This window comes from Flagellimonas sediminis (assembly GCF_010500845.1).
In the GTDB taxonomy this organism is placed as follows: Bacteria; Bacteroidota; Bacteroidia; order Flavobacteriales; family Flavobacteriaceae; genus Flagellimonas; species Flagellimonas sediminis.
Genome location: NZ_JAAAMI010000004.1, coordinates 388,665 through 396,259, shown reverse-complemented (window position 1 = coordinate 396,259; position 7,595 = coordinate 388,665). Strand labels below are relative to the sequence as shown.

Annotated in this window: 3 protein-coding genes and 1 rRNA gene; 1 reads left to right on the top strand and 3 read right to left on the bottom strand. The window is 43.9% G+C overall.

The features are described 5' to 3' along the window. A 5S ribosomal RNA gene (rrf, locus tag GTK07_RS19520) occupies positions 1-82 on the top strand; the annotation flags it as partial. 53 nt (positions 83-135) lie between these two features. Here rrf and GTK07_RS10810 read toward each other — a convergent pair. From GTK07_RS10810 to gltB, 3 genes are all read right to left on the bottom strand, one after another. Beyond that, positions 136-1,086 (bottom strand): hypothetical protein, encoded by a 951-nt coding sequence (locus GTK07_RS10810; RefSeq protein ID WP_163635251.1) that lies wholly within the window; start codon positions 1,084-1,086, stop codon positions 136-138. A gap of 248 nt (positions 1,087-1,334) precedes the next feature. Next, positions 1,335-2,801 carry a glutamate synthase subunit beta gene (locus GTK07_RS10805; RefSeq protein ID WP_163635250.1) on the bottom strand — a complete coding sequence of 489 codons (1,467 nt, stop codon included), beginning with the start codon at positions 2,799-2,801 and terminating at the stop codon, positions 1,335-1,337. An 8-nt stretch (positions 2,802-2,809) separates the two neighbouring features. Further along, positions 2,810-7,315, bottom strand: coding sequence for a glutamate synthase large subunit (gene gltB, locus GTK07_RS10800; protein WP_163635263.1), 4,506 nt, complete (start codon positions 7,313-7,315; stop codon positions 2,810-2,812). Positions 7,316-7,595 lie beyond the last annotated feature (280 nt).

Genomic DNA, 7,595 nt, shown 5'->3' with positions numbered 1-7,595 from the left:
TTTCCATTCCGAACAGGGAAGTTAAGCCCGTTTGCGCCGATGGTACTGCCACACCAGGTGGGAGAGTAGGTCGCCGCCTTCCTCGAAGCCCCTTCACCCACGTGAAGGGGCTTTTTTGTTTCTGGTGATTACCCATTAATTGGAAATGGAAAAGGGATAAAGTAACTTTTTCTTATCCGCATCTGGGACTTCTGAGATAAGTACATAGTTGCCAGATGTAAGTTCTGCTTCAAAGAATCCTTTTTCTCCACCAGATAAATTGTTCATTCCACCTAAAAACGTAAAACCATCAGGTGAAGGGGTAATCAAGCCCTTAGGGTTCATCCAACTCATCCATTGTACAAGGGAATCTAAGTTTGCACCATTTTCATATCGTACCAAATTAATATCATGGCCCACAAAATGCTCATATATTTTCTGATCGATGAAATTGGTTTGAAAAATTTGTTTTCCCCCTTGGATAGTGTCGTTAAGTACTATGCCATCCGTACCGGAGATATCAATGCGAATACTTGGAGCAGGAGGTTCCAAAGTGGTGGACTCTTCTTTCACGATAATTTGTTTCAGCATTCCATGTGAAGTATGCCATTCTCCATTGAACATTTTCACATAACATTCCATTGCATACGTGCCAGGCTCTAAATAAATGGTGCTCTTAGCTGTATACTTTGGCGAAATAAGACCCGTACCGCCTTTATATTTAATGTCTTGAAACCATTCTGGTAATTTTCCAAATGCTGCTACTGCATTATCCAGGTCACCTTCCATAATTAACTTCATTCCTTCATCAAACGGTGGTAAAACATCTTTCTTGGTGTCTTCAACCGATTTGCCTGATGGATATAGGTCCATGAGTACAAAATGGACTTCTTGAGATTGATTTTCATAAAACAATGTATTCCAGCCTGAATACAATGTATCAGCAGAAAAGAACTCCATGCTTTTAGTAATGATTTCAACTTGACCTTCTTTTAGTGGATTTATAACCTTTTTCGAAGAAATGTCAACTTCGTCTTTTTGTTTTTCCTTGGAAATGCATGATGCGGCTAGTAGTGTCAATACGAAGAGCATGCAATAGTTTTTCATGATATAAAGTGTTTTAGGTTGGATAAAACACAGCTAGAAGGAAAATAAAAGCAAGTCTAAGGGACGATAATCCATTTATACACGTGCGTTATGTGTTAATGGATAATGTATTTATGTAATTGAAATATAGTCATTTATAATTTAATGTGAGATAAGAGCAGGGCACAACCTGAATTTTGCGCAATAAAAAACTCCCGAAACCGAAGTTAAGGGAGCTTTCAAGTTTAGTTGAGATTTATGCTTTTTTACTATACTCTAGGTAGATCTCCTTCGCCTTTCAATGGTAAAAAGGATTGCCCCATCAAATAGGTATCCACATGATGTGCGGCTTGCCTACCTTCCGAAATGGCCCAAACGATCAACGATTGTCCCCTTCTTTGGTCACCGGCCACAAAAACTCCGGGAACATTGGTCTTATAATTGGTAACCGAAGCCTTGATATTGGTCCGTGGGTCCATTTCCAACCCCAACTGGTCGGCAATGGTGGTCTCGGAACCGGTAAAGCCCAAGGCCAAAAGGGCCAAATCGCATTCCCATTCTTTTTCGGAGCCTGCAACTTCCTTAAGAACAGGTCTTTGGCCTGGTGCTGTTACCCATTCTACTTCTGTCGTTACCAAGCTTTTTAAATTGCCATCCTTATCGCCATTAAAATGCTTGGTGGAAATGCTGAAAACCCTTTCTGCACCTTCCTTGTGCGAAGTACTGGTACGCAAACGCATGGGCCAAAAGGGCCAAGGTTGCCCTTCAGGGCGTGCTGTGGTACCCATGGGCATGATCTCAAAATTGGTCACGGATACCGCACCATGACGGATAGATGTCCCGATACAGTCCGATCCGGTATCCCCTCCACCAATCACAATCACTTTTTTGCCTTTGGCGGTCAACTCCTCGCCTGTATAAGGAATGCCATCTACCTTACGGTTATTCTGGGGAAGAAAATCCATGGCCTGCACCACCCCTTTCAGGTCGGAACCTGGAATGGGCAACCCACGGCGTACCGTGGCACCTCCACAAAGCACGATGGCATCAAAACCCTCCTTAAGTTCAGTAGCGGTGATATCCACACCTACATGCACTCCTGTTTTGAATACAATTCCCTCCTTTTTCATTACTTCCAAACGTCTGTCGATGACATTTTTTTCCATTTTAAAATCAGGAATGCCATAACGTAAAAGACCTCCGATTTTTTCATCACGTTCAAAAACGGTTACCAAGTGGCCAGCACGGTTAAGTTGTTGTGCTGTTGCCAGACCTGCCGGTCCGGAACCAATAACGGCCACTTTTTTTCCTGTTCTTTTGAAAGGAGGTTCTGGTTGGATCCATCCGTTCTTAAAGGCTGTTTCCACAATATTTTTTTCAATATTCTCTATGGAAACGGGGTCTTCATTGATGCCCAACACACAGGCCTCCTCGCAAGGTGCGGGGCACAATCTCCCAGTAAATTCGGGAAAATTGTTCGTTGAATGGAGAATCTTGGCAGCTTTTTCCCATTTGCCTTGGTATACCGCATCATTGAAATCGGGTATCAAATTACCCAAAGGGCACCCACTATGGCAAAAGGGGATACCGCAATCCATACAACGTGCCCCTTGGTTTTTGAGCTCACTTTCTTTGAGTGGCTCCGTAAACTCCTTATAGTTTTTGATACGTTCTTCAACAGGGGCGTAGGCTTCCACTTTCCTGTCAAATTCCATAAATCCTGTAATCTTTCCCATCTCTAAAATTATAAGGTTTGCATTTTTTCTTGTTCCAATCGGATAAGGGCCTGCCTATATTCTTCAGGGAAAACCTTAATGAATTTGGGGAGTACTTTTTCCCAGTTTTCCAAAATATCCTGTGCCAATGGACTCAAAGTGGCGTTGTAATGGTTTTCGATCAATTCCTTGAGTTGGGCAATATCATTAGGCTCCTCTACGGGAAGCAGGTTCAGTGCTTCGCCATTGCATTTTTTCTCAAAGGAGCCATCCTTATCGTATACATAGGCAATCCCGCCGCTCATACCTGCTCCAAAATTTCTTCCCACGGCCCCTAAAATCACTGCAACTCCCCCTGTCATATATTCGCAGCCATGGTCGCCGATACCTTCTACCACTGCTTTGGCACCAGAATTCCGAACACAAAAACGTTCCCCGGCTTTTCCGTTGATGTAGGCTTCTCCAGAAGTGGCCCCATAAAGTGCCACGTTTCCGATGATCACATTTTCCTCTGGTTTAAAGGTGGATTTGAAAGGAACCTTGACAACCAATTTGGCTCCGGAAAGTCCTTTGCCCAAATAGTCGTTGGTGTTTCCGTTTACGACCATGGTAAGTCCTTTGGTGGCAAATGCGCCAAAACTTTGTCCTGCGGAACCTGTAAAGTTCAATTTAAGGGTATTGTCAGGAAGACCATCAGCACCGTAAATTTTGGAAATCTCATTGCTGATGATGGCCCCAACTGACCTATCGGTATTATGTATTGGAAAGTCCAAAGAAGTCTTTTCCTTTCTGAAAAGGGCAGGGTGTGCCTTGGCAATGATGCCAAACTCTATGGAATCCATGATGTCATGTTGTTGCTTTTGGGTGTTGTAGAACTTGGTCCCTTCGGGAACATCTACTTGATATAGGATTGGAGTTAGGTCAATACCTGCAGCTTTATAATGTGCAATGGCCTTGTTCCTGTCCAGTTTTTGTACCTGGCCCACCATTTCATTGATGGTCCTGAAACCAAGCTTGGCCATGATTTCCCTTAGTTCTTGGGCCACAAAATACATGTAGTTGACGACGTGCTCCGGTTTCCCCTGAAATTTTTTGCGCAGTTCGGGGTTTTGGGTAGCGATACCCACTGGACACGTATTCAAGTGGCAAACGCGCATCATGATACAACCCGATGCCACCAAGGGTGCAGTGGCAAAACCAAATTCCTCAGCTCCCAAGAGACAGGCTATGGCAACATCTCTTCCGGTCTTTAACTGGCCATCACACTCTAGGACGACTCTGTTGCGAAGGTCGTTCAATACCAAGGTCTGTTGCGCTTCGGCAATGCCAAGTTCCCATGGTAGACCGGCATGTTTCAATGAAGTTAATGGGGAAGCCCCGGTTCCACCATCGTATCCTGAGATCAGGATAACATCGGCCTTGGCTTTTGCCACCCCTGCGGCCACTGTACCCACACCTACTTCGGATACCAATTTCACATTGATCCTTGCTTCTCGGTTGGCCGACTTCAGGTCATAGATCAATTGGGACAAATCCTCAATGGAGTAAATGTCGTGGTGCGGTGGTGGTGAGATCAATCCTACGTAAGGGGTGGAATTTCGTGTTTTGGCGATGGCAGGGTCCACTTTTGGACCTGGCAATTGACCGCCTTCACCCGGTTTGGCCCCTTGTGCCATCTTGATCTGGATTTCTTGGGCGTTGGCCAAGTAGTTGGAGGTTACCCCAAACCTACCTGAGGCCACCTGTTTGATGGCACTGTTTTTCCAGTCGCCGGTTTGACTTCTATAAAAACGAGCCGGATCTTCTCCACCTTCACCTGAATTGCTTTTTCCGCCAATTCGGTTCATGGCAATCGCTAGATTTTCATGTGCTTCCTTGCTGATACTTCCGTAGGACATGGCCCCTGTCTTGAACCTTTTTACAATTTCGGTCCAAGGTTCCACTTCCTCGATCGGAATGGGATCATAGTTTGAAAATTCAAACAAACCACGGATAGTCATCAAGTTTTTGGATTGCTCATTGACCAATTCGGAATACTCTTTATAAGTTTCCGGCTCGTTATTGCGTACCGATTTCTGAAGTTTGGCAATCGTTAATGGATTGAACATGTGTTTTTCGCCATTCCTTCTCCAACGGTACTCGCCACCAACCTCAAGGTCAAGATTGGCTGCTAATTCCTGGGTTTTGAATGCCTTGTTGTGGCGTTTCGCAATTTCCTTTTCAATCTCATATAATCCTATGCCCTGGATGCGGGTGGGGGTATTTGGAAAATACTTGTCCACCACCTTGGTATTGATGCCGATGCATTCGAATAGTTGGGAGCCACGATATGAATTCAATGTGGAAATCCCAATTTTGTTCATCACTTTTAAGATGCCTTTGCCAATGGCCTTGTTGTAATTTTTGATGGCTTCATCAAAAGTGAATTCTGTGATATTGTTCTCTGTAATCTGTTCCCCGATGATCTCGTTGACCAAATAGGGGTTGATGGCACTTGCCCCAAAGCCAAAAAGTAAGGCAAAGTGATGTACTTCCCTTGGCTCGGCAGATTCAATGATGATGCTCAGTTTGGAGCGTTTCCCTAGCTTTTGCAGGCCACTGTTCACAAAGGAACAGGCCAAAAGTGCTGGGATCGCCGCCATTTCTGTGCTGACCATCCTATCGGAAAGGATGATGATATTGGCTCCTTCATCAATGGCCTTTACAGCCTGAGAAAGAATGGAGTCCAGAGCCTCTTCCAACCCATTATGTCCTTTGGCAATTTCATAGAGGATGGAAATGGAGACCACTTTATAATCGGGACTGGCATCGTAGTTTTTAATTTTGTCCAAATCTTCCTTGGAGATGACCGGATTCTGGATTTTCAACTTACGGCAATGCAGTTCTGAAAAGTCGAAAATATTATGGTCACTGCCCAAAGTAAGGCTGATATCGGTGATCAACTCTTCACGGATACCATCCAATGGCGGGTTGGTTACCTGCGCAAAAAGTTGTTTGAAATAATTGTAGATCAATTGGGGTCTTTCGGAAAGTACCGCAATGGGCGTATCCGAACCCATGGAGCCAATAGGTTCCTTGCCTTGCTTGGCCATGGGCATAATAATGGTATTGATATCTTCATGGGTATAGCCAAAAGCGGCCCTTCTTGTTTTTAAAGGGAATTCACCAAAGAAAACAGGGCATTCGTTATAAGGGATATCCCTTAAGTGAACCAAATTGTCTTTCAACCATTTTTTATAGGGATGTTTCTTGGCGATGGCTTCCTTGATTTCCTCATCGTTAACGATCCTGCCTTCTTCCATGTTCACCAAGAACATTTTTCCGGGTTCCAACCTACCGTGCAATTCGATATCTTCTGGATCTAGTTCAACCACTCCGGTTTCGGAGGACATGATCACATATCCTTTTTTGGTCACCGAATATCTGGAAGGACGAAGTCCATTTCTGTCCAAAACCGCACCGATGTAGTTTCCATCGGTAAAGGGTATGGAGGCAGGACCGTCCCAAGGTTCCATCAAACAACTGTTGTATTCGTAAAACGCCTTCTTGGATTCGGACATTTCAGGGTTCTTCTCCCAAGCTTCGGGCACCAGCATCATCATGACTTCCGGAAGGGAACGACCTGTCATCAACAACAGTTCCACGACCATATCCATACTGGCCGAATCCGATTTTCCACGAAGGACAATGGGAAGTATTTTTTTGATATCGTCCCCGAACCAATCGCTCTTCATCAATTCTTCGCGGGAACGCATACGCGATACGTTTCCTCTTAAGGTGTTGATTTCCCCGTTGTGGCACATGTAACGGAAAGGTTGCGCCAAATCCCACGTAGGGAAGGTGTTGGTTGAAAAACGTTGGTGCACCAATGCCAAACGGGTGACCACCCTGGGATCTAAAAGATCTTCATAGTATCTGCTAATATCCTTTGGTACCAATAGCCCTTTAAAAATGATAATTTTAGTGGAAAGGCTAGGAAGATAGAAAAATGGACTTTGTGACAGTTTACTATCTATAATGGTATGTTCGGTAATCTTGCGGGCAATGAAAAGTTTTAGGTTGAACTGGAAGTCATCGAGGGCTTCACCCTTACCTATAAACACCTGCATGACATAAGGCTCGGTCTCTGCAGCAATTCTACCGGGAACGGAACGGTTTACTGGTACATCTCTCCAACCCAATAGTTGTAGTCCCTGCAATTTCATGTTTTCTTCAAGAACCTTGATGCAAAAATCACGTTGGTTTGTCTTTTGAGGTAGAAATACATTACCAACGGCATATTCCCCTGCTTCTGGAAGGGTGAACTTGCACACGTCGCTGAAAAAAGCATGGGGGATATCAATAAGGATACCGGCCCCATCACCGGTTTTACCATCTGAGCTCACAGCTCCACGGTGTTCCAATTTATCAAGGATCTCAAGAGCCTTGTGTATTATATCGTTGGACTTTCTTCCCTTAAGGCTACAGATGAAACCTGCGCCACAGTTATCATGCTCAAATTCCGGTAGGTATAAACCCTGTCTTTCCAATCCCATCATTAACGTATTTCTTCAAAAATACCAATTATGATGAATAGATAATAAGATATTTGGTGATTATCAGATAAATAATCAACGTATCGAATGAAGGGTTGAATAATATTCAATTTGAGAATTAATGGAATGTTAAATTATCATTATCTCAATTAATTTGATAAAGGACCTATTATCCCTAATTTAATTGGAGGTTTCTATTGATTTTTAATCTCCGCAACTGTAGTTGCCGGCTCATTGCAGGGGGATGAGCTTGTGAAACTTTATCTTTAAAAGATATACC